We start from the raw sequence: 21,816 nt of genomic DNA, 5'->3' as shown, positions 1-21,816 counted from the left end.
GAAAGGCAAAGTTGATGAAGTTATAAAAATATTTAAAAACTTTAAAGGTCAAGCATTTAAAACGTTTTGCAATTATTGAGAAACTCATCGCTGCCGAATAGTAAATTACCAATACTACAAAGAAGAATCCATAAGTTCGATTGGTTCGGGAACAATTGAATCAATAATTAAACGCATTGGATTAAGGGTAAAAATATCGGGAGCACAATGGAATATTGAGAACGTTTCGTCTATCCTTGCTCTTCGCTGTGCTTATCTCAACGGTCAACTTTCACTTTGATGTATTTGCCAAACTGAGATGCACCCCGACGAACAAGCAAACGCTTACTATTTGCATCACTTCTACAAGGAACAGCCAGATTTGAATATTGCCAATCCGGCGGTACGAGAAGAAATCTGCAAAATTATGGGTTTCTGGCTAGAACTGGGCGTGTCTGGATTTCGCATTGATGCTGTTCCCTTTTTAATTAAAGGAATTGGCATCGAAGGTGCAGACGCCGAAAACCTGCAATGTTTCTTGGAAGAAATGAGAGAGTTTGTGTCGTCGCGTCAGGGTCATGCTGTGTTGCTGGCAGAAGCAAATGTCGATCGCGATCAAATTTCTATCTACTTTGCTAAGGGCGACAGAATGCACATCCTGTTCAACTTTTTGCTGAACCAGCATCTGTTTTTGGCCCTGGCGCGTCAAGAATCCACAGCATTGCGCGATGGACTAAAAACCTTACCGGATATTCCTGATATTTGTCAGTGGCTTAATTTTGTGCGCCACCACGATGAACTGACGCTAGATCGCATTACTTCATCGGAACGAGAGGAAATTTTTGCAGCATTTGCCCCTGATGAAACGATGCAAATTTTCGGGCGCGGGATTCGTCGCCGCTTACCACCGATGATGGGAGGTGACCGCCACCGGATTGAACTGGTCTACAGTTTGCTTTTGACCCTGCCTGGTACACCCATGCTGCGCTATGGCGAAGAAATTGGCATGGGGGATGACCTTTCGCTGGAAGGTCGAGACAGCGTCCGCACGGTGATGCAATGGTCAGATGCACCGAATGGTGGCTTCTCGACGGCTGCAACTGATGCTCTTGCCAGACCTGCGATCGCCCACGGAGAATACGGTTACAAACAAGTCAATGTCGCCGCAGCCCAGCGCGATTCGGGCTCATTAATTAACTGGATGGAACGTGCAATCAGCATCCGCAAGCAATGTCCTGAGTTGGGTAGGGGCAAGTGGCAAATTCTGGAAACCGACTCTCCCTCGGTGTTAGCCCACTGCTGCGACTGGGAAGGCACGACGGTGATTGCTGTCCACAATCTAGCCGACAAGCCTTGTACCGCTACGCTCAAATCTAACGAATACAGCCATCTGTGCGATTTATTTGGCGATCGGCTCTATGAATCTCTCGATGCCGACTCGCCCTCTATTCCCTTAGAAGCGTACGGCTATCGCTGGTTCCGAGTCAATCGAATCCAGGGGTAAAAAAGTTAAGGTTGATGGGAGAACTAGCGACGTGGGCTCTCAGGAATGTACTTAGCACTATCCTTCTCAGGAAGCGGTTCTATCTGACCTAGATTGACCAAAGCTTGATGAATTAGGGCAGTAGCACTACCCCGACTGAGAAACTCGTTCGGATTAAGAACTCTAGGATCTGGATAGTTGACCACTATCTTTGCCTTTGTCGCTGCTGCCACTGGCTCAACCGCATATTTAGGAAGTTTCTCGGCATCTTTGTAGTACGAATTGAGAAAATTTAATGCCGAATTTTTAGTAGGCGCAGTTGCAGCTTTTGTCGTTGTTGGTGGAACAGTCTTAGCCGATTTAGGTGCGGGCGCAGCCACAGGCTGCTGTCTTGCCACTACAGGTAATAACGGCTGCATCAAAACAGTCGCTGCGAGGGGAAATGCCAAACGGTTCCTAGCAATTCGACGTTTATTTACTGGGGTTGGGCTTGCTGGAGTTGCAGCCGCTCGATCGGTTTTGACAACAGCCGGATTGTAATCCATATTTAAACCCCTCATTAACACAACTAATGCTTGTGCCTTAGTCAAGGGCTGCTTCGGACGAAACTCATTTCCGGGAAAATCATTCATAAATCCCGCTTCATAAGCTTCTTTAATCGGAGTTTCTGCCCAATAGTTTTGAGGCACATCCTTAAAGTAACTTCCACTCGGTATCTTTCTAACGCTTGCTCGATTAAAAGCTTGGCGGATCATCGCCGAAAATTCATCCCGGTCCACAGCCTGTTTGGGTCTAAAAGTTCCGTCTAGATATCCGGTAACAATGTCTTTTTCAGCTAAGGAATCAATAAACGGACGCGCCCAATAATTCGGCGGTACATCAGGAAATTTCGATTTAGCTTGTTGAGCAGCAACTTGCTGGGAACTTAGCACAAAGCCAGTGCCACTGACACTAACGGCTAAAGCTAAAAAGGCTACGCTGATTGACGGTAAATGCCTGCGATTAGACATGATAAACTTCCTCCTGATTTTTGCATTTTTAACCAGACTATTTGCCTTAGTTAAAGCGGATTACTTTTTTTTCGATCCGATTCCCATTCTGTTTTTACATCTAACTCTTCGCGACGTACTGTGTCTGTTGCCTCAACCGTATCTTGCTCAACTTCTTTTCTGACTTGCACTTCCTCGCGCACGAACGCTTGCTTTTTGATATCCACACTTTCTTCGTAGATATCCAAATGTGCCATTTCTTCTTGCTTGAAGGCGGTATCTGGAGTTACTCGACTCCCTGCATATTCTGGAGTTGTGTGCTCAATCACAACTCGCTCTTTTTCTACAGGAACTTCCAGTTGTACCGTTTTGGTTTCAACTTGTTTGCCAATTATTACCTCGCCTGTTTTGCGACGGGTTTTATCTGCAACTAATCGTTCTTCGTACAGTTTGAGTTTTTGATGATCCTCTTCGTTCATCTGATACAATTGGGGCTCTCGCTCGTAAGTATAGGTATCCCGGTCATAAGCAGCATTACGAGCTTGAGGCGAGACAGAATGCGTTCTCGAAACTGGAACAGGCCCTTCTAAAGGTAATGATGCTTCTACTGGTACAGACGCTTCTACGGTTGAAGTACGATAAATACCCCGCACTTGTTCTTCATAATCGTAATCAACTGCCGTCCCATGCTCATACCTGGGTAGTTTTTCCACTTGGTCTTTACTCTGCAAACCTGTAGCGTAAACGCGCCGCCCCTTAAAATCAACGCGACAAAGAGCGATGGGAAGTAAAACTTTTTTGCCAAAAATCCAAGAACCAGTCTCTACCACAAAATAGCGGAAACGTCCTGTCTCATCTACCAGCACAGTATCGATCGTGCCCATTTTATCATCGGTATTTCCGGCATACACTTCCGCCCCTTTGATATCGTCGTCATCAAAAGCTGCTTGGCGGTAGTTGGGATTAAAATCCTCAATTTTGTAAAGTAACATTGTTGTTTCCTGTACTATCTACATCAACTTGTGTACTTACTTTAGATAGATATCAGTTCTCCTACTTCCTTCTTATGAATGATTCAGCAAATTGAATATCGTCAAGATAGCGATATCTTTTTAGATTTTTCTATCTTTAGGTAGATGAATTTAGCTCTCTTGTCCTGAAAATGATAAATTTATCTAATTATTCGTAGGTTGGGTTGAGCATAGCGTTACCCAACTATCTCAGGCTAACAAGTTGGCTTTCGTTCTAAGGGTCCCAACCTACAACTTTTATGCCACAAGCTAAGCTCTCACAACGTTTTATCAGGTTTTCTTATCACGTCTACTACGGGAGAGCCTACAAAATTAAGGACATCTATAACTAGCTGCTGGGGGGTTTTTTCTGAATGAGATTTCGGTTTATGAACGAAATTACTACTTTTGATATTTAAAATTTTCAAATTAAAAATATTAGGCCCATCGGTAGATATTCTGGTAATGATAATTAAGTAAAATTAAATTACCTTCAAGAAAAAAAATGATCGCGTAACGCAGGGGTTAATCTTTTATGACTTATCCAGATCGATCGGGCAGTGAACTCACTGAGCCTACAATCGTCAATCCGTCGGTGGATTACCACGACCAAGTGAGGTGGGGGCCAATTTTGGCAGGAATTGCGATCGCTCTGGGTACTCAACTAATTTTAAGCGCTTTGGCAATGGCGATCGGATTAACCGCAGGTGCAACAGAGGCGGATGCAGGTTCCGTTGGTATTGGGGTCGTAATTTGGTCGATTATCAGTTTGCTGATTTCCCTATTTTTGGGCGGTTGGGTGATGGCTCAAAGCTGCGGTCCGATGACCAAGAAAACAGCATTTTTGAATGCAGCAATTCTTTGGGGAACTACATTAGCACTTAGTGCTTGGTTATTAGGAAGCGGGATATCGGGTGCTGTTGGCGCTGCTGCTGCTAATGCTGGAGAAATTGCCAATCAAGTACAACAACAGGGCGGCGTTAATATACCGAATCAAGCGCCAAATGTAGACCAAAATCAAGTTCGCGATATAGCTGGTAATACAGCTAAAGCTACTTGGTCATTTCTACTTGGCTCTTTGCTGAGTTTGGCAGCGGCAATGATTGGTGCTGCTGTTGGCGCTCGCAAACCTCGCGTTTATGCTTGATTAGCGATGATAAAACCTGAAAATTCAACAAGCACAGCAGCGAGTCGAATGATTTTATACCATTGGGATGATGATTCATCCTTTCTTGGAGAAGATGAACGAGCTAAAAACCTTTTCTAAGGTTTTGGCATAGAGATTTAAAAGGAGATAAAGCGATGCAAGAGCAGAGGATCTGGCAAAAATATACAAGGTTAACAAGTTCGATCTTGTTAACGGCAACGGTTTTAGTTGCTCCCTCGTTCGCCGCTGATACAAATAAAACACAGATTCAAGGTGAATCTTTATTAGCGCAAGTACCGGATAGCTGTCGCCAGGTTATTGCGAGGAATGGTCTTAAGGTTCGGCGACAACCGACGGCTAACAGCGAAGCGGTTGGGATCATCGATTCCGCACGAAATGTGACGATTCAAAATCTTGGTGAGAATGGCTGGGTACCAATTACAGCCCCGATACAAGGCTACGTATATGGTGGTTTTCTCGGAATGTGTGAAGTGGCAACTCCCCCGCCTCCTACTAACTGCCGCCAAGTTGCAGCCGCCAGAGGAATTAACGTATATCAAGCACCTTCCACTGATGGGGAAAGCGTTGGAGTCGTCGCGAATGGACGAAGAGTGACGATTGAAAGTATAGGAACAGATGGTTGGGTGCCGATTACAGTGCCTCTGAGAGGCTACGTCCAAGCTGAAAACCTGGCGTATTGTAGTTAATTGAAAAAACAGTGATGGATGACCAATCAAACCCAAAAAAAGAAACTAATTCACAGCAAAAACCTGGTTTGTTAAATTTCATTGCCGAGACAACAGAATCTGCACTGAATACAGGCAAAGCGGTTGTTGACACAGCAGTTGATTGGGGGGAAGCTGCTGCTAAACAAACTTATCGATTGATTGGACAAGCGACGCAAGGAACCGGAGATGCGGTAACTTATGTTGGCAATCTTCCCTTTGTTAAACCAGTGGCAGGGTTACTCAGGCTTGATTGGTTAGTTGGGGTCAGCGATCGCATCGACTTAGCCAAAGCCGAAGCTCAAGTCAAGGAACTCCAACAAAAGTATCCCAATGAAGATCCCAGCGAAATTGCCCATCGCATTATGGTGGAAAAAGCGATCCGCGCCGGTGGTGTCGGATTTGCTAGCAGCATTTTACCCGGTGTCGCGGCTGCACTGCTGGCGATCGATTTAGCCGCGACTACTGCAATTCAAACCGAAATGGTTTATGAAATTGCCGCCACTTATGGGATGGATTTGCAACAGCCAGCCCGAAAAGGCGAGGTTTTGGCAATTTTTGGGTTAGCGCTAGGCGGTAGCAACGCAATGAAAGCTGGTTTGGGCTTTTTACGCAACGTACCGCTGGCTGGCGCGATGATTGGTGCGAGTACGAATGCTACGATGCTGTACGCGCTGGGATATGCGGCGCGCCAGTTTTACGAAGCCAAAGTGAGGGAAGAGACTGAAGAACCTGCAACCGAAACGCTGCAAGCAATTCAGCAACAAAGCGAGAAATATCTCGATGTGGCGATCGGGCAGCAAGCAGGGATGGATCAAATTATGGTTCACATGATTTTGGCAACTTATCCCAACAAAAACTGGGAAGATATTCTGCCAGAATTGAAGGCATTGCAATTAAATGCCGATTCTCTCAAAAGGATTGCTGCTAACATCAAGTCCCCCAAACCATTGGGTGCATTGTTAGAGCAACTTAACCCCGACTTTGCAGTACCCCTATTAGCTCAATGCCGTCGCATTGCCGAAAGTAGCGGAGAGCTTTCCGAAGCAGAACAGAGGGTGCTGGATGCGATCGCACAAAAACTCAACAGTCAAGATGTGGCTTCGATATCCCCTTGAAAAAAATTGTTGGTGTGTTAGCTTTCTGCGTAACGAAACATCCCCAATATTTACTGTGGCTGTGTAAGTCCTAAATTAGCCTCACGTTAAAGTAATTTACAGCCTTAAGATAGAGTTTGACAGGGCTAATTTTAATACTATCAATAATGAGTGATGCAAGAGGAAGTTTTATGAGAGCAGAAATATCCGGAGTCTGGGACAAGATTGAGAGCATGATCAATGACTTCATTGTCCTGCTGCCTAATATGGTACTAGCGTTCCTTGTTTTCGGAATCTTTTTCTTTGTTGGGAGGTCAATTAAAAGAGCGGTCAGGCGGCTTACTCGCAACCACCGCCAATCCCGGAATTTGGGACTGGTGTTGGGAAGGTTAGCGCAGGGTATTACTGTTCTGGTTGGTCTGTTTATTGCCTTGTCGATTGTAATTCCCACATTTAAAGCAGGCGATTTGGTGCAACTGCTGGGAATTAGCGGGGTAGCAATTGGTTTCGCCTTTCGCGATATCTTACAAAACTTCCTAGCTGGTATCCTAATTCTTTTGACGGAACCGTTCCAAATCGATGACCAGATTGTGTTTAAAAACTTTGAGGGAACGGTAGAAAATATTGAAACTCGCGCTACAACAATTAGAACCTATGATGGTCGCCGGATTGTAATTCCCAATGCGGAATTGTTCACCAATTCTGTTACTGTGAATACCGCCTTTGAGAAACGCCGGATGGAATACGACGTTGGTATCGGCTACGGCGATAATATTGACCGAGCCAAGCAGTTAATGATGGAAGCCCTGCACAGTGTGGATGAGGTTTTGGATGACCCTGCTCCTGACGTGCTGTTGATGGAACTTGCAGGAAGTACCGTCAATATCCGCGCTCGATGGTGGATTGCTCCGCCGCGACGACTTGACGATCTGCGATCGCGGGACAAGGTACTTTCTGCAATTAAGGAAAAGCTGACTGCCAATGGCATCGACTTGCCCTTTCCTACGCAGCAAATTTTGTTTCACGACCAAACCGAAGAGACGGATGGCGATCGCAAACGTCAACGCGAAGGATGGCCCGCTGGTAGTGGCGAAGTTCCTAAACCCCGCAGCATCAGCGGTTCTCTGCAAAAACTCATTGAAGTGCGATCGCAACAAGATGGCAACGGGCAATCGCCACCCCACCACAACTCATGAAAAATGTCAAATTAAGCAAACTTTGGGACTCGCTGCACTCTAGCTACTGGTTTATCCCAACCTTGATGGCGCTGGGGTCGATGATTTTGGCGATCGCCATGCTGACACTTGACCGCACGGGTAATATACCAAACTGGAGGTGGATTTACACGGGTGGAGCCGATGGTGCGCGATCGGTTCTTTCATCGGTTGCCGGTTCAATGGTCAGCGTTGTTGCTACAGCTTTTTCGATTACTATTGTGGCGCTTCAGTTGGCGAGCTCAAATTTTGGTCCGCGATTGCTGCGTAATTTTATGCAGGATACGGGCAATCAAATCGTGCTTGGCACCTTCATTGCCACGTTTATTTACTGTTTACTCGTACTGCGAACCATTCATGCAGAAGGAGAAGGATACAGTCTCTTTGTACCCCAACTCTCGGTTACAGTTGGTACCGGATTGGCAATTGCCAGTATCGGCGTACTGATTTACTTTATCCATCACGCATCAACCATTATTCAAGCGTCCCATGTAATTACTCAGGTTAGTGGCGATTTAGACAAAGCTCTAGATCGTCTGTTTCCCGAAAAAATCGGAGAAGGTAAAGCGAACAACTCGCGACAAGGGGGAGAAATTCCGGCAAATTTTGACTCGGAAGCAAGTCCAGTCAAAGCTACTGGTGAGGGTTATTTGCAAGCAATCGATAACGACGAATTAATGAAAATTGCCCGTCAGTACAATCTGCTTGTACGTCTTACAACTAGACCGGGAAAGTTTATCGTCAAGGGCAGCGATTTAGCGATGGTTTTCCCCCAAAAACAGGTGAATCAAAGCCTGAACCAACAGATTAACGATGCTTTTATTCTGGGCAAAGAACGGACTGAATATCAAGATGTAGAATTTCCCATCGATCAGTTAGTTGAAATCGCCTTGCGTGCGATTTCTCCTGGTATCAACGATCCGTTTACTGCGATTCGGTGTATCGATCGACTCAGCGCCGGATTATCCCGCCTCGCTCAAAGGGAGTTTCCCTCGCCGTATCGCTACGACGATGAAGAAAATTTGCGCGTCATTGTTGAAGGAGTGACGTTTGAAGGGTTAGTCGATGCTGCCTTTAACCAAATTCGCCAGTACAGTAAATCAGATGTGGCGGTAACAATTCGCTTATTGGAAGCTATAGCTTGCATCGCCACTTACACCCGCAATTCCAAACAACGAGAAGCTTTACGCCGTCAGGCGGAGATGATTTTAAATAGTAGCGGCGAACAAATCTCTCAAGAGCAAGACCAGAAAGATGTGCAAAAGCGGTATCACCAAGTCATTAAAGCTTTAGGACAGGATTAATTTGGTTAAGCAGAACTATGGTAATAACAGCAGCTTTACGCTCGGCTCCTAATACTTTAGCTTTAACCGCGCTGATTGCCATTGGTTTAGGGCTGACACATTTATTTTCCGGAAAGTTGCGGTTTGCACCTATTCCTCGCAGTGGCTGGCTTTCAGCGGCGGGTGAGGTTTCGGTAGCTTATGTTTTTGTGCATATTTTACCGGAACTAAATCAGCACCAAGCGGTATTAGAGCAAGTAGAAGCAGGAGTTATTTCCTATCTAGAACACCACGTTTATTTAATAGCTTTGTTAGGATTGACTGTATTTTACGCCTGGAGCAAATGGCAAACTTATCTCGTCAGCGTGGCGAAGATGATGTGACCAGTCTTGGTGTTTTTTGGTTGCACATTGCCTCTTTTTCAATCTACAATGCTCTGATTGGCTATCTGCTGCTGCATCGGGAACAACCAGGCTTTACCAATCTGCTGTTGTTTTCTTGTGCAATGGCACTGCACTTTGCAGTGAACGACTCTGGTTTGTGGGAACACCACAAGCATATTTATGACCGCATCGGACGCTGGATACTAGCAGCAGCTATTATTGTGGGGTGGGTGTTGGGTAGCGCTACAGAAATTGGAAAAACTGCGATCGCAGTTTTATTTGCTTTTTTAGCCGGAGGAATTGTTCTCAACGTCCTCAAAGAAGAATTGCCAGAGGAACGAGAAAGTCGGTTTTGGGCATTTGCTCTTGGTGCTGGAATTTACACCGCTCTTTTATTGGCTTTGTAGAGGAATCAAGTGAAGCCAAAACCTTCTAGCTTAAAACGATTAGAAGGAGCCAATCCTTCTTCCCGGCGCCGCTTAAAATTACGGGGATAATTTTTCCGAGTACTGCTATCAAATGCGACGGTATTAACAGTCTTAACTTTAAAATGTAAAGCTCTGCTCATAGTTTAAATGCTTAAAAGCTTACATCTAATGACAGACTTTTTACTCCATCATATAAATGTTTAGTTACTAAAAATACCCCCTTATCAGTTTTGGCGATTTCACGCCATATATTGTCTGCCAAATCTTGCAGTTAAAGAGTCACTTTTTCGCCCTTACCTGAGTGCTCTATGATTAGGGTGAACCCCGTTTTTTGCGACTTGTGGGTAAAAACATTGTCTCTCGCAACCACACCATTTATCGACGCATGGGGGTATGGCGGTGGGACTTGTTTCCTTGATGAGATTTTGGCGACGTGGAAGCGCCAACTACACTACAATGGATTTTACCATCAGAGGGACTAATTTTTTGTTTAAGTCCCTATAATTAACATTAAAGACCGCAGCCACTCAAGAGGTATTGAAAAATTTATGTGTCTCGAATCAGGGCATATCCTGCACGAAAGCTACCAAATTATCGCTTTGTTGGGACAGGGAGGGTTTGCTAGAACCTACACGGCTGCACAAATAAACAAACCTAATAATCCTCTGTGCGTTGTTAAAGAAATTTCTTTTCCCTCATCGAACGATCCGCGCGTCTTGGAGATGGCAAGGAGGCGGTTTGAAAGGGAAGCTAGCGCTTTGCACCGTCTCGGGCAAAACTCGTGCATTCCGGAATTATTCGATCGCTTTGAAGAAAACGATTGTTTTTATTTAGTTCAAGAATACGTTGAAGGACATCCCCTCTGTAAAGAACTAACTGCGGGCGATCGGTGGAATGAGAAAAAAACCGTTGCTCTGTTGCGGCAAGTTCTAGAAATATTAAAATGTGTCCACCAAGAAAATATAATTCATCGCGATATTACACCGGCTAACTTAATTCGGCGCGAAACCGATAAAAAAATTGTTTTAATTGATTTTGGGGCTGTCAAAGAAATCAGCACTTTTACTTCTAACTCTACAGGTGAAATATTCACATCTCAGGCGATCGGCACCAGCGGTTATATGCCGGCCGAACAATACAATCCGCGCTCTCTCCCGCAACCCTACAACGACATTTACGCTCTCGGAATTATCGCCATCCAAGCTCTCACCGGGCAACGTCCCACCAATCTGCCGCAAGACCCCGAAACTGGGGAAATTGTCTGGGATTACTCGACGCCCGATCGTCCTGCGGTACAAGTTAGCGACAAGCTCAAAAATATTTTAACCAAGATGGTGCGTTTCCACTTTCAAGACCGCTACCAATCTGTGGATGAAGTTTTGCAAGATTTGGATTTGTCGATCGTCGCACGGCCCGATTTACCCAAAACTTCGCGGAAGTTGCGATCGGGCTTTTGCTGGCTGCTCTTAGCTGTTGCGGGAATCGCGGCTTTTGGGGCGATCGTATTTTTAATCCCCAGAATTTCTCCGCAACCAACGTTGCCTACACCCTCCGCCGATGGTGTAAGTTCCGGCGAAAAACTCTTAGTGCAAACCTCCGCCCTGTGGTCAAAACAAAGGGGAATCAATGAGTTTGCCGACTCAAATTATCCCGAAGCTTTAAAATTGCTCAAACAGTCCTGGCGGGAAGACCGCAGAGATCCAGAAACTTTAATTTACATCAACAATGCTTTGCTGAAGGCAATAAATGCAGAATATTACACGATCGCAATTGTTGTTCCTATCCGCCGCAATCAGGACGGCAGCATTCTCAACGCAAATTTAGCCGAAGAACTGCTGCGCGGTATTGCTCAAGCTCAAACCGAAGTTAATTTAAGTCTCATCACACCCAATGACAGCAGCAATAAAGATTTTCCCGGTCAAGGATTTCTCGAACCAAAAGCTATTAAAAACAAAGGTCTCAAAGTCATCATTACTGATGACGGAAATATCAAATCTTACGCCGTCCAAAGGGCTAATTCACTGGTCGCCCAGCCCGATATTTTAGCAGTCATCGGACACTACACCAGTGACATGACTGTGGAAACAGTAGATATTTACAATCAAAATCAACTAATCGCCATTTCTCCGGGAAGCACCACAGAAGAACTGACGCGAAAACCGCGAAAATTTTTCTTTCGCACGGCTCCGACAACTAGCATAGAAGCTGAAGCTTTAGTAAATCAACTGTTCTTGGTCGATGAGAAAAAAGTTGCAGTATTTTACAATCCCAACAGTCCGTTCAGCGCTTCTTTGTGGGAAGAATTCAAAAAGCAATTTAAAGCAAAAGGAGGCTCGACTTTTAGGCTAAGTAATTATTACGATTTATCTAAAAATAATTTTAACGCCGAAGCAGCAATCAAAGAAGTTGAGAAAGCAGGAAAAACAGCCTTACTTGTCATTCCCGACGGTCAAGTCACTAATTCCCTAGAAAATGCGATCGAAATGATTAAAGCTAACGCCGATCGCAATTGGATTGTCGGGCCCTGGACTCTGTACGAGCCGAGAACGTTAGAAGTAGCAAAAGAGCTAAAGTCTATTGAAAAACTAGGAATATCCCTGTTTTGGCATCCGCTAGCAAGCTTTGACAAAAAGTTTCCTATAAACGCGGAAAAATTATGGGGAGGCCCGGTGAATACTCGATCGGCCTTAACCTACGACGCCGCCCGGACGCTGATTAAAGCGCTAGAAATGCAGGCACAACCCACTCGCGAAGGAATGCAAAAAACCTTAGCAGATCCAAACTTTAAAGCCGAGGGAGCCACGGGTATAATTGAGTTTGACTCAAAGACTGGAAATCGGAAAAATCCTCCCAAACGAGTAGCGCATATTGTACCCTGTTCTACAACAACATATGGCGTTACCTTTGTGCCTATCGAATTTCCCACCGCTGCAGCTGCAGGTTTAAAGTGCGATTGAATTGATATGTTGTGGCATTGTCAACAAACCTTTCAAGGGCTGGCAGGATGCCCAGCCCGCAAGAAAAATTACTCTTTGTGGAACAGGCCGAAAAGCGTTGTTAAGCATGATGCAATATGTGGGAGTAATTGATATCTTGTGGGATTGTCAACAAACGGTCCGGGACGAGTTTTACCAAAAATAATTGCCTAAAACCAAAAATCTCATAAACCCGCCCCCACCCGACGATAAAATCCTGGATAGAGAATTGTGCAAGATGTGCGAGTGAATTGATATCGTGTGCCGAACGCAACAATCCGCCAGATGTTTCAATCTTACAGCCGACTATTGTCACAGGTGCAACATATCAATTTATTAGATATATTAAACAAGGTTAGTTTTTTCTATAATAACGCTTATGGCTGTCAATCTCGCTTCCCCAACAAGTTCTAGTCTCAAACCAGAACCACAGAATATCTCAGCACTCAAACAAGTCTTCCAGACAATTGATGCCGATAGCTGTCCGGGTTCCTATAATTTTCATATGCACACAGTCTACTCCGACGGGCGATTGCAGCCAGAGAAATTGATGGAACAAGCCATAGCCGGAGGTCTCAAAGGCTTAGCTATCACCGACCACCACAGCACCCAAGGCTACGTTAAAGCTCAAATTTGGCTGGACAATTGGAAATTAAACCATCCCGACAAAAATAGCGAAGCACCCAGTCTCTGGACAGGCGCTGAAATTAATGCCGAATTGCTCAACAATGAGGTACACATACTCGGTTACGCCTTCAATCCGCAACATCCCAGTCTCAAACCATACCTACGAGGTAAAAGCACTGAAGGCACTTATTGTTATTCAGCAGCCAGGGTAATTGAAGCTATTCATGAAGCAGGAGGTTTAGCAGTTCTCGCACATCCTTGCCGGTATCGATCGACTGCAGATAAACTAATCCCAGAAGCAGCCCGTTTCGGCATTGACGGTGTAGAAATTTACTATGCTTACGGTAATCCCAATCCTTGGAAACCCAGTCCCATACAAACTGCTTTAGTCAAAGAGTTAGCAGAAACTTATGGTTTGTTGGGAACTTGTGGCACCGACTCTCACGGCCTGAGTCTTCTAGTCCGAATCTAGATAGTTCGGAAATAAGAAGTGCTTTATCCTGTCATTACCAGTATAAGGGTTAGCGGATATATTTCTGATGAAAGCAATCACAATGAGTCGAAAACAAACAGTTTATCAGGTCATATTATGTCCGCTAAAATGACTACTATAAAATTGTTTGGTAGTGAGGACTTCAGTCCTCATAAAAGTCTGTGAACTGAAGCTTTCACTACTTTCCTTATAACGGCTATTTGACGGGAGGTGATATCATTTCGATCGCCACGACGAGCTTTCGCCTTCCAAAAGAAAGCAATTGCCAAACCAGGTAATATGGTTGCAACTCCGAGAGACATTGCACCCTAAAAACCAGTCGCCCTTCTACCGTTCTGGGAACAACTGACAGGCCCGGTTAGTTGGCTGATTTGCCCAATCCAAGCGAGAATTCCCAAATCGATCCATCCAACCTTCCAAATAAGCCCGATTAGCCTTTTTTTCCTCTGGATCTGAGGTATTCATTGGATGAGGTGCTAAACCCAAAATAGTCGCCGTCGTCACGCAAAACATCGACTTTTGAAAACTCTGACAAATTTGCACCCGCACATCGTCTTCGCCGCGACAGCTAGTGCGATAAACTTCGTGCAAATACTCCGGCAAATAATGACGCATATCTTGCATCAATTGAGTTGGCGGAATCCCTGCACCTCCAATCGGTAAAGGGTCAGCAAACAAAGCCCCGTAGGCAAATTCTCTTTGTTCTTCCGGGATTTGATGAGCTTGAGCGTTGTAGGAAACTGTACCAAAAAACGCAGTGCCCCGAAAGAAAATTGATTCTACATAAGGCACTGCTACATCTGGTAAAAATGTTAAGTTAGCCGAGGCCGGAATGATATCGTAGACTTGACCGCCAATCTTGACGCTGTAGGTAATTGGCAAACTAGCGCCGCTAACCAAACCTGCTAAGACAAAATCAACTACGTCTGCGATCGACTTAATTTTCCCGGCTTCGTAGGAATCAGATAAGTCTATGAACAAATCGCTCATTACCCGCCAAAACTGACCGAGACCTGTGTAGTAAGCCAGCATCCGCACTTGTTCAGGCAAAAAATCAGGAAATGCTTTGTTGAGTCCCTGCATGAAAAAATTGCCTTTCAGCTTAGCAGCGATCGCCTTTTCGACCAAACTGCTAAATTCCGGGGAATCCAAATAACTGTCCAAACCGCCGCCGCCGTGCCAAAGCATTGTTCTCATGCAATACTCAGCATACTCAAAATTTATGCGATCGTGCCATAAATAGCGCATTAATTTGGGCACGGTCACATCTCCGTTGAAATATTTAAAAAATGGGAAAAGCACTAAAAACTGTTCTTCTGCAATATAATTGAGATTGCGAGAATAGGCATCTAAAACAATACCATAACTTTTCAGCACGCCGACAACTTCAACTACATTTTCCGTAGAATCAGGCAGTAAAGCTTTGCCTGATTCTAAAAGGTCAATGTATGCGGCCAGGGGATGGGAAGAGGGTTTTAATACGGTACTTTTCATTTTTATTGAACCTTAATTGAAGGAAGGCACGACAAGGATTTGAACACGGATACACTGATGAATGGAATAGGTAGGGACAGGCCAGTGCCGTGTCCCTACAGCCGTCTGCTGTATTTCATGGGATTGAAAACTGCCATAGGACTTTAGTCCTATGCTACGAACCTATGGAATATTTTATTTCAAGTTTTGAGCAATGACTTTAACTTGGGGTGGCACATTAGCTACCATTCCGATCGCAGTTTTTTCGCTCAAAGCAACTAAAACTCCCGGCTGCACTCCCATGATGGCGATAATTATTGCTAAAATCAGCGAAGGAATGCGATCGCGCCAGCGGACTTGCGGCAAATTTACCACCACATCCGAAAGGCGGCCGAAAAAGGCGCGGTTGACCATAATTAAAAAGTAAACAGAAGTTAAACCAGTCCCGATCATGCAGAGCAAAGTTTGCACCGGAAACACTGGCAAACTGCCCCGGAATATCAAAAATTCCGCAATAAATCCAGCCAAACCCGGAATCCCCGCACTTGCCATCACGCCGAGGATCATTAAACTGCCAATCATCGGCAAACCGCGGTCGGGATTGAATAAACCTTTGAGCACATCGATGTTCCGAGTGCCGGATTTTTTGTAAACAACGCCGACACTCAAAAATAGCAGCCCCGAAATTAAACCGTGGCTAACCATTTGCAAAACAGTTCCCAACATACTAATCGGAGTAGCTGCGGCGCTAGCTAACAAAATGTAGCCCATGTGAGCGATCGAACTGTAAGCTACAATTTTTTTCATATCTTTTTGGGCGATCGCGCAACTCGCCCCGTAAAGCACGCTTACCACAGCCCAACTCGCCAACCAAGGTGCCGCCACCGCCCACGCATCTGGAAACAAACCCAAACCAAAACGCAGCATCCCATAAGTTCCCAGCTTCAAAAGCACCCCCGCCAGCAGCACCGAAATCGGCGTCGAAGCTTCTACGTGAGCATCCGGCAGCCAAGTATGAAAAGGCACCAAAGGCATCTTAATTCCAAAAGCCAGCAACACCCCTGCCAGCAAAACAATTTGCCTTACCAAAGGCAATGGCAATCCTCCTTGTAAATGCGATGCGCCCGCTGCACCAACAATATCGAAACTCGAAGCACCGCTAAGCCAACCAGTGCCCAAGAAAGCAGCCAGCAGCACAATTCCCGCAAATGCAGTATAGATTAAAAACTTAGTAGCAGCATAACCTCGGCGCTCGCCTCCCCAAATCGCAATTAACAGGTAAAGCGGAATCAATTCTACCTCAAAAAACAGGAAAAACAGCAGCAAATTTTGAGATAAAAAAGCCCCTGTAACGCCGCCACTAATTAACAGAATCAAAGAATAATAAAGTCGAGGTCTGCGGATCGACTCATCCGTAGCGTAAATAGCTATTCCTGTCAGCAGAGTATTTAAAATTACCAAAGGCAGAGCCAAACCATCAACGCCGAGATTGTAATTCAATCCCAAAACATCTATCCAAGGAATGAATTCCCCAAACTGCAACTGACTGGTACTGGCATCAAACTGAAATGCCAAAATCACCGAGAGAATAAAAGTTATACCCGCAATGGCGATCGCGACATTCCGAACTATTTTAGAACTCACTGAACCGGGCCAGAGCCCAATCAGGGCAGCAGCCAACATTGGTATCCAGATTAAAGCACTGAGCATCAATTAAAACTTTCCTTTGTTACACAGTATTTAGAGCTATATTTAACATTAACGCAAAGCAACTACATATAAAAGCGATCGGCTAATTTTCTTGTTAACATAGATTCAAATGTCTCTAGAATCCTCCTATGACCTCAAGTCTTACAGATCGAGAAGATTTGCAAATTAAATCCGGTTCTCCTTCCACCCGCCTAACAGTTGCCGACTTGGAACAACTGCAAGGTATACTCTGCGAAGCGCATCTAGACTACCAATTAGAACTCGTAGACGGGAAGATTATCATTATGGGCCCATCAGACATTGTATCGAGCGAAATTGGGGCAGAGTTAGTCAGACTTTTACTAAACTGGGTCAAACCCCGCAAACTCGGACGAGTGTTTGAGTCCAGCGGCGGGTTTATTCTCCCCAATTCAAATCTTACAGCACCCGATGTTTCTTTTGTGACAGCCGATCGCCTCAAACAAACTAAAAGGTATTTTGCCGAACTCGTTCCCGACTTAGTTGTAGAAATCAAATCTCAGTCCGATCGCCTCAAACCCCTGCGAGAAAAAATTTTATCATTTATCGAACTTGGAGCAAAAGTAGGAATATTAATCGACCCAGACAAGCGCACAATAACAATTTACACTCCCCAAGCAGAGCCAGTTGTATTGAGAGACGGCGACATGATTTCAATTCCCGAACTTTTGCCCGGTTGGGAAGTTCCAGTGACCGAATTATGGCCGATCGATTTTGAGTAAAACTAGATCAAATAAAAAAGCAGACAAACCCAGACTAAAATCATCTGCGTTCATCTGCGTTCATCTCCCCTCATCTGCGGTTAAAAATTAAATAACATCAGACAAAAAGCAGACAAACCCCAAAAAAATCATCTGCCAACCTCTGCGGTTTAAAACTGCCAAATAATCAACGCCAGCAACACAGCAACCCCCCCCGCAATAGTCAACACATAAAACTGCGACTGACCGGTGCCGCTGTACTTCAACCCTTCACCGCTGAAAATTGTGGCAAAACCGAACAAATTCACCGCCCCGTCCACCACATACCTATCAGTCCAAGCACTGATTTTAGAAATAGAAGCCACAGCCCAAACCACAGTCAGGCGGTAAACTCGATCGATATAAAAATCGTAAGCAAACAAATCCTGCAACGCTGGCACCGGCAGGCGTACCGGTCGAGGTAACACCCCGTACCAATAAATCGCCACCCCAACCGCAACGCCAATCAACCCAGATAACATTAACAGCGGAAGATGCAGAGTCTTCAACAGCAAATTTAAAGTATCAAAATCCCCCGTTTCCGCCCAAGGCCCAGTCCAACTAATTAAAAGTTGCCACTCCTGCAACATCCAAGGCACCAACAGCCCCATTACGGTCAAAATTACCATCGGCAAAGCCATTGGCCAACCGACTTCTGGAGCTCTGCGAGTTTTCGGCTGCGCTTTTCCAGCAAACACTAAACCGAATATGCGAGTTAAATTTAGCGCCGTCAAACCATTAACCAAAAGCAACACAATTACCAGCCACAAAGGCAGAGTCCAAAAACCGTTGAGCCAGCGCCGCATCGCCCAAAAGTTGCCCAGAGGCAACAGCGCTACCATCCCCGCAGCGCCTACTAAATAAGCGGTAGTCGTGGCAGGCATCTTCGACCACAACCCACCCATTTCTGTTAAATCTTGAGTGTTAGTTGTGGTAATAATTGACCCTACGCTCATGAATAATAGACCTTTGGCGATCGAGTGCGCGAAAAGCAACAGCAAAGCAATGTCAACTTGATTTAGCCCCACGGCGATAAACACCAAACCCATAGAAGCGCTGGTAGAATGCGATAGGGCTCTTTTGATGTCGATTTGGGCGATCGCCACCAAGGAAGCGCCAACAGCCGTTACCGCACCCAAAACCACGAGGACCGCATCTGCGACCGGGGAAAGCGCTAAAACAGGCTGAAGTTTAATCAAAACATAAGCCCCAGCGCCCACAACTACGGTATTCCTCATAATCGAAGCCGGGTTGGGCCCTTCCATCGCCTCATCAAGCCACAAATGGAACGGAAATTGAGCGCACTTTGCCGTAGGTGCGGAGATTAAAGCCAAACCTAAAAGAGTCGCCACTACAGGAGACAAAGTTGCAGTTTCAGCCCATGTTTCCAAATCGGAAAAATTTAAACTTCCCGCTAAATTTGAGAGGGTCACTACTCCCATCAGCAGTGGCACGTCTCCTACACGCTTTGTTAAAAACGCATCTCTAGCGGCTGTTACTACCAGGGGTTGAGCGTACCAAAACCCTACTAGCAAGTAAGTTGAAAGCGTCAGCACTTCCAACAAAGCGTAAGTTATAAGCAGCGAGTCGCTAATGGCAATGCCACTAATTGCCGCTTCAAAAAAACCCATCAGCCCAAAAAATCGAGCTAGCGCCCAGTCTTTTTCCATGTAGCCGAGAGCGTAAATTTGTGCTAACAAACTCAGAACACTAACTAACTCCATTGCTCCGACGCTGACTGTGGAGATTTCTATTGCAAAAGACAAATCTAAATCGGCTGCTTGCACCCAGTGCACGAGCAATTGTTGGGGGGGTTGATCCCAAGTCGCTGTAAAAATAACTGACCCGTGTATGAAAGCCAACACAGTCATCAGCAAATTGAAGTAAGCTGCCGGTCTCGGGCCTGTTCTGCGAACGGTTCCCGTAGACCACGGCAAAGTTAAAATTGCGCCTATCAAGCCATATAAAGGTACCCACCAACAGGCTTGGAGGAGAAATTGAGTCATTTAATTTATCCCTTAAACTTCAAATTACGGGCTGCCTTTATACAAAAACAGTCGCGGGCGATCGCGTGATACCCTAAAACTTTGACTAAACCCGATCGTATAGTTCTGGCAAAATAATTTGCACCCAAGATTCACTATACATTAAAGCATCAAAACTGAGAATTCTCTCAACACAAAATTACTTGTTGAGTAGAAGAGGCACTCCAAGAAAAAAATGCCTGCCGATGGTCCAAGACTGCCTTTTTTGCCGATTTCCCCGCGATCCCCCTTTTGGAATCCCCAAGTTTCCTGGCAGCGATCGGCTCCGGCTTTACATACCGAACTCTACTTTGTATGAGTATTATTACTTACTTTAATTTCCCTCGCCTTCGGCATCTACCCCTCTCTATATTAAGATTATTAAATAAATATTAAATTATTTTAAGTAACATAAAAAATTTTAATTTTTGTTATTAAACATTATGATGTTAGTTTATATTGTCAAGGTGGACAGCTTCCCCTATTCTTATAGGATAGGAAGCTTTACACTGCATTACTAAAAAATGTGGGCCTCCCCGTCCAAATTTTTAGATTTCTCAAAGATTTGTAACGGTAATTTCGCTCATCCTCAAAGGAGATTCAAAAATGTCAATTGCCGTGGGAATGATTGAGACAAAAGGTTTTCCCGCTGTTGTGGAAGCTGCCGATGCTATGGTCAAAGCTGCCCGCGTTACCCTCGTGGGCTATGAAAAAATTGGCAGCGCCCGCGTCACCGTAATTGTGCGCGGCAACGTGTCGGAAGTCCAAGCCTCAGTCGCAGCAGGAGTGGAATCCGTCAAGCGGGTGAACGGCGGAGAAGTCGTCTCTACCCACATCATCGCTCGCCCCCACGAAAACCTAGAATATGTTCTGCCGATTCGATATACAGAAGCAGTAGAACAGTTCCGAGGCTACTAAGTTCTTAACGCACAAAAATTTCTTTTAAGGAAAATTTGTGCAAGCGTCAAAAATTAACTGTTTAGTTCCCCAAATATTCAATCAGGAGTAAAACCAATGGCAATTGCAGTTGGCATGATCGAAACATTAGGCTTCCCCGCAGTGGTAGAAGCCGCTGACGCGATGGTCAAAGCAGCCCGCGTCACCTTGGTAGGCTACGAAAAAATCGGTAGCGCTCGGGTTACGGTCATTGTAAGAGGAGATGTCTCGGAAGTGCAAGCTTCTGTCGCAGCCGGAGTAGAGTCAGTGAAGCGCGTTAACGGCGGACAAGTGATGTCCACCCACATTATCGCCCGCCCTCACGAAAACTTAGAATACGTGTTGCCGATTCGCTATACCGAAGCTGTAGAACAGTTCCGTGAAGGCGTCAGCGGCATTCGCCCTCTCAACAGATCATAAGATAGGCGATTCCCTACGGGATAGCTTCGCTTCACGGCTGTTAGGGGCGTTTGGTAATTAAAAATTAAAAATCGCGATGTTTTTGATTTAGCATTTTTAATTTTTAATTGAGGTGGGTATGGGATATTGGTTATTAGTCATCAGTCATCGGTCATGAGTGATTAGTTACTAGAAGAAGCTCTAAAAGGCGGACAGCGGACTGAGGAAAGCTAATTAAAAAAAAGACAAGTGACAGTGTAAAAATGACAATTACCAATTACCTATTACCTATTACCTAAAATGCAAATGGCCAAAGTTCTCGGCACAGTTGTCAGTACCCAAAAAGAGCCGACGCTGAGAGGATCGAAATTTCTACTGCTGCAATTCATTGATGAGGAAGGTTCGCCAGTTCCCGGCTATGAGGTAGCCGCTGACTGTGTGGGCGCTGGTATCGATGAATGGGTTTTAGTGACCCGAGGCAGCGCAGCCCGGATCGCGCCCGGAAGCGAAAACCGTCCGATCGATGCTCTGGTAGTAGGCATTATAGATACTGTCAATGTAGAAAACCGCCTCATTTACAGTAAAAAAGACGACCCATACGGCTAGTTGCAACCGTTAGCAGTTAGCAGTTAGTGGAAAAATAACTAACAACTAACACCTAACAACTAACAACTAACAACTAA

The 21,816-nt window shown here is 45.2% G+C and carries 19 protein-coding genes and 1 pseudogene; 15 read left to right on the top strand and 5 right to left on the bottom strand.

What is annotated here, in order from left to right; all coding sequences use genetic code 11:
* A pseudogene (locus QUA33_RS06550) lies at window positions 1-280 on the top strand (ISKra4 family transposase); the annotation flags it as partial.
* An 18-nt stretch (window positions 281-298) separates the two neighbouring features.
* The gene (locus QUA33_RS06545) at window positions 299-1,483 is read left to right on the top strand and encodes an alpha-amylase family glycosyl hydrolase (RefSeq protein ID WP_333147455.1); all 1,185 of its coding nucleotides are present in this window, start codon (window positions 299-301) and stop codon (window positions 1,481-1,483) included.
* Window positions 1,484-1,506: 23 nt separating this feature from the next.
* Here the strand turns inward: QUA33_RS06545 and QUA33_RS06540 are convergent, their stop codons facing one another.
* Both QUA33_RS06540 and QUA33_RS06535 read right to left on the bottom strand, forming a co-directional pair.
* Window positions 1,507-2,472 (bottom strand): S-layer homology domain-containing protein, encoded by a 966-nt coding sequence (locus tag QUA33_RS06540; protein ID WP_333147453.1) that lies wholly within the window; start codon window positions 2,470-2,472, stop codon window positions 1,507-1,509.
* Between the two features lie 50 nt (window positions 2,473-2,522).
* The gene (locus tag QUA33_RS06535; protein ID WP_333147451.1) at window positions 2,523-3,443 is read right to left on the bottom strand and encodes a DUF2382 domain-containing protein; all 921 of its coding nucleotides are present in this window, start codon (window positions 3,441-3,443) and stop codon (window positions 2,523-2,525) included.
* Window positions 3,444-3,996: 553 nt separating this feature from the next.
* On the opposite strand from QUA33_RS06535, the gene QUA33_RS06530 reads away from it, so the two are divergent.
* The 9 genes from QUA33_RS06530 (at window position 3,997) to QUA33_RS06490 (ending at window position 13,812) form a co-directional block, all read left to right on the top strand.
* On the top strand, window positions 3,997-4,608 hold the full coding sequence (locus QUA33_RS06530; RefSeq protein WP_333147449.1) for a hypothetical protein: 612 nt from the start codon (window positions 3,997-3,999) through the stop codon (window positions 4,606-4,608).
* A gap of 155 nt (window positions 4,609-4,763) precedes the next feature.
* The gene (locus QUA33_RS06525) at window positions 4,764-5,315 is read left to right on the top strand and encodes an SH3 domain-containing protein (protein ID WP_333147447.1); all 552 of its coding nucleotides are present in this window, start codon (window positions 4,764-4,766) and stop codon (window positions 5,313-5,315) included.
* Window positions 5,316-5,329: 14 nt separating this feature from the next.
* The gene (locus tag QUA33_RS06520; RefSeq protein ID WP_333147445.1) at window positions 5,330-6,451 is read left to right on the top strand and encodes a hypothetical protein; all 1,122 of its coding nucleotides are present in this window, start codon (window positions 5,330-5,332) and stop codon (window positions 6,449-6,451) included.
* A 170-nt stretch (window positions 6,452-6,621) separates the two neighbouring features.
* Window positions 6,622-7,626, top strand: a complete 1,005-nt coding sequence (locus QUA33_RS06515) for a mechanosensitive ion channel family protein (RefSeq protein ID WP_333147443.1) — start codon at window positions 6,622-6,624, stop codon at window positions 7,624-7,626.
* Window positions 7,623-8,948 carry a DUF2254 domain-containing protein gene (locus QUA33_RS06510; protein ID WP_333147441.1) on the top strand — a complete coding sequence of 442 codons (1,326 nt, stop codon included), beginning with the start codon at window positions 7,623-7,625 and terminating at the stop codon, window positions 8,946-8,948. The genes QUA33_RS06515 and QUA33_RS06510 overlap by 4 nt, the downstream gene beginning before the upstream one ends.
* A gap of 17 nt (window positions 8,949-8,965) precedes the next feature.
* Window positions 8,966-9,310 (top strand): hypothetical protein, encoded by a 345-nt coding sequence (locus QUA33_RS06505; protein ID WP_333147439.1) that lies wholly within the window; start codon window positions 8,966-8,968, stop codon window positions 9,308-9,310.
* The gene (locus QUA33_RS06500; protein WP_333147437.1) at window positions 9,271-9,717 is read left to right on the top strand and encodes a hypothetical protein; all 447 of its coding nucleotides are present in this window, start codon (window positions 9,271-9,273) and stop codon (window positions 9,715-9,717) included. Before QUA33_RS06505 ends, QUA33_RS06500 begins: the two co-directional genes overlap by 40 nt.
* Before the next feature lie 569 nt (window positions 9,718-10,286).
* Window positions 10,287-12,695, top strand: a complete 2,409-nt coding sequence (locus QUA33_RS06495; RefSeq protein WP_333147435.1) for a bifunctional serine/threonine-protein kinase/ABC transporter substrate-binding protein — start codon at window positions 10,287-10,289, stop codon at window positions 12,693-12,695.
* 397 nt (window positions 12,696-13,092) lie between these two features.
* Window positions 13,093-13,812, top strand: a complete 720-nt coding sequence (locus tag QUA33_RS06490; protein ID WP_333096956.1) for a PHP domain-containing protein — start codon at window positions 13,093-13,095, stop codon at window positions 13,810-13,812.
* 348 nt (window positions 13,813-14,160) lie between these two features.
* Here the strand turns inward: QUA33_RS06490 and QUA33_RS06485 are convergent, their stop codons facing one another.
* The gene (locus tag QUA33_RS06485) at window positions 14,161-15,327 is read right to left on the bottom strand and encodes a CO2 hydration protein (protein ID WP_333147433.1); all 1,167 of its coding nucleotides are present in this window, start codon (window positions 15,325-15,327) and stop codon (window positions 14,161-14,163) included.
* Window positions 15,328-15,501: 174 nt separating this feature from the next.
* Window positions 15,502-17,016 (bottom strand): NADH-quinone oxidoreductase subunit M, encoded by a 1,515-nt coding sequence (locus QUA33_RS06480; protein WP_333147431.1) that lies wholly within the window; start codon window positions 17,014-17,016, stop codon window positions 15,502-15,504.
* A gap of 128 nt (window positions 17,017-17,144) precedes the next feature.
* Here QUA33_RS06480 and QUA33_RS06475 point away from each other — a divergent pair, with 128 nt between their 5' ends.
* Window positions 17,145-17,756, top strand: a complete 612-nt coding sequence (locus tag QUA33_RS06475; RefSeq protein ID WP_333147429.1) for a Uma2 family endonuclease — start codon at window positions 17,145-17,147, stop codon at window positions 17,754-17,756.
* 149 nt (window positions 17,757-17,905) lie between these two features.
* Here the strand turns inward: QUA33_RS06475 and QUA33_RS06470 are convergent, their stop codons facing one another.
* A complete protein-coding gene (locus QUA33_RS06470) occupies window positions 17,906-19,780 on the bottom strand; it encodes an NAD(P)H-quinone oxidoreductase subunit F (RefSeq protein ID WP_333147428.1) in 1,875 nt (624 codons plus the stop codon).
* Window positions 19,781-20,404: 624 nt separating this feature from the next.
* Here QUA33_RS06470 and QUA33_RS06465 point away from each other — a divergent pair.
* The 3 genes from QUA33_RS06465 to QUA33_RS06455 all read left to right on the top strand — a co-directional run bounded on the left by QUA33_RS06465 (window position 20,405) and on the right by QUA33_RS06455 (window position 21,739).
* Complete coding sequence (locus tag QUA33_RS06465) at window positions 20,405-20,716, top strand: carbon dioxide-concentrating mechanism protein CcmK (protein ID WP_006635059.1); 312 nt, start codon at window positions 20,405-20,407, stop codon at window positions 20,714-20,716.
* Between the two features lie 96 nt (window positions 20,717-20,812).
* The gene (locus QUA33_RS06460; protein ID WP_006635058.1) at window positions 20,813-21,154 is read left to right on the top strand and encodes a carbon dioxide-concentrating mechanism protein CcmK; all 342 of its coding nucleotides are present in this window, start codon (window positions 20,813-20,815) and stop codon (window positions 21,152-21,154) included.
* 279 nt (window positions 21,155-21,433) lie between these two features.
* Window positions 21,434-21,739: a EutN/CcmL family microcompartment protein gene (locus QUA33_RS06455; protein WP_006635057.1), complete on the top strand. Its 306-nt coding sequence runs from the start codon at window positions 21,434-21,436 to the stop codon at window positions 21,737-21,739.
* The last annotated feature ends 77 nt before the right edge of the window (window positions 21,740-21,816 follow it).

The sequence above is a fragment of the Microcoleus sp. Pol14D4 genome (genome assembly GCF_036701245.1).
In the GTDB taxonomy this organism is placed as follows: domain Bacteria; phylum Cyanobacteriota; class Cyanobacteriia; order Cyanobacteriales; family Microcoleaceae; genus Microcoleus.
The sequence above is the reverse complement of the archived record's forward strand: the minus strand, read 5'-3'. Positions and strand labels throughout refer to the sequence as shown.

Bases quoted from the DNA above. Each gene is read 5' to 3' on its own strand.
- QUA33_RS06500 (WP_333147437.1), top strand. From the start codon at position 9,271: ATGGCAAACTTATCTCGTCAGCGTGGCGAAGATGATGTGACCAGTCTT.
- QUA33_RS06475 (WP_333147429.1), top strand. From the start codon at position 17,145: ATGACCTCAAGTCTTACAGATCGAGAAGATTTGCAAATTAAATCCGGT.
- QUA33_RS06485 (WP_333147433.1), bottom strand. From the start codon at position 15,327: ATGAAAAGTACCGTATTAAAACCCTCTTCCCATCCCCTGGCCGCATAC.
- QUA33_RS06525 (WP_333147447.1), top strand. From the start codon at position 4,764: ATGCAAGAGCAGAGGATCTGGCAAAAATATACAAGGTTAACAAGTTCG.
- QUA33_RS06490 (WP_333096956.1), top strand. From the start codon at position 13,093: ATGGCTGTCAATCTCGCTTCCCCAACAAGTTCTAGTCTCAAACCAGAA.
- QUA33_RS06465 (WP_006635059.1), top strand. From the start codon at position 20,405: ATGTCAATTGCCGTGGGAATGATTGAGACAAAAGGTTTTCCCGCTGTT.
- QUA33_RS06470 (WP_333147428.1), bottom strand. From the start codon at position 19,780: ATGACTCAATTTCTCCTCCAAGCCTGTTGGTGGGTACCTTTATATGGC.
- QUA33_RS06455 (WP_006635057.1), top strand. From the start codon at position 21,434: ATGCAAATGGCCAAAGTTCTCGGCACAGTTGTCAGTACCCAAAAAGAG.
- QUA33_RS06510 (WP_333147441.1), top strand. From the start codon at position 7,623: ATGAAAAATGTCAAATTAAGCAAACTTTGGGACTCGCTGCACTCTAGC.
- QUA33_RS06520 (WP_333147445.1), top strand. From the start codon at position 5,330: ATGGATGACCAATCAAACCCAAAAAAAGAAACTAATTCACAGCAAAAA.
- QUA33_RS06515 (WP_333147443.1), top strand. From the start codon at position 6,622: ATGAGAGCAGAAATATCCGGAGTCTGGGACAAGATTGAGAGCATGATC.
- QUA33_RS06505 (WP_333147439.1), top strand. From the start codon at position 8,966: ATGGTAATAACAGCAGCTTTACGCTCGGCTCCTAATACTTTAGCTTTA.
- QUA33_RS06530 (WP_333147449.1), top strand. From the start codon at position 3,997: ATGACTTATCCAGATCGATCGGGCAGTGAACTCACTGAGCCTACAATC.
- QUA33_RS06480 (WP_333147431.1), bottom strand. From the start codon at position 17,016: ATGCTCAGTGCTTTAATCTGGATACCAATGTTGGCTGCTGCCCTGATT.
- QUA33_RS06545 (WP_333147455.1), top strand. From the start codon at position 299: ATGCACCCCGACGAACAAGCAAACGCTTACTATTTGCATCACTTCTAC.
- QUA33_RS06460 (WP_006635058.1), top strand. From the start codon at position 20,813: ATGGCAATTGCAGTTGGCATGATCGAAACATTAGGCTTCCCCGCAGTG.
- QUA33_RS06495 (WP_333147435.1), top strand. From the start codon at position 10,287: ATGTGTCTCGAATCAGGGCATATCCTGCACGAAAGCTACCAAATTATC.
- QUA33_RS06535 (WP_333147451.1), bottom strand. From the start codon at position 3,443: ATGTTACTTTACAAAATTGAGGATTTTAATCCCAACTACCGCCAAGCA.
- QUA33_RS06540 (WP_333147453.1), bottom strand. From the start codon at position 2,472: ATGTCTAATCGCAGGCATTTACCGTCAATCAGCGTAGCCTTTTTAGCT.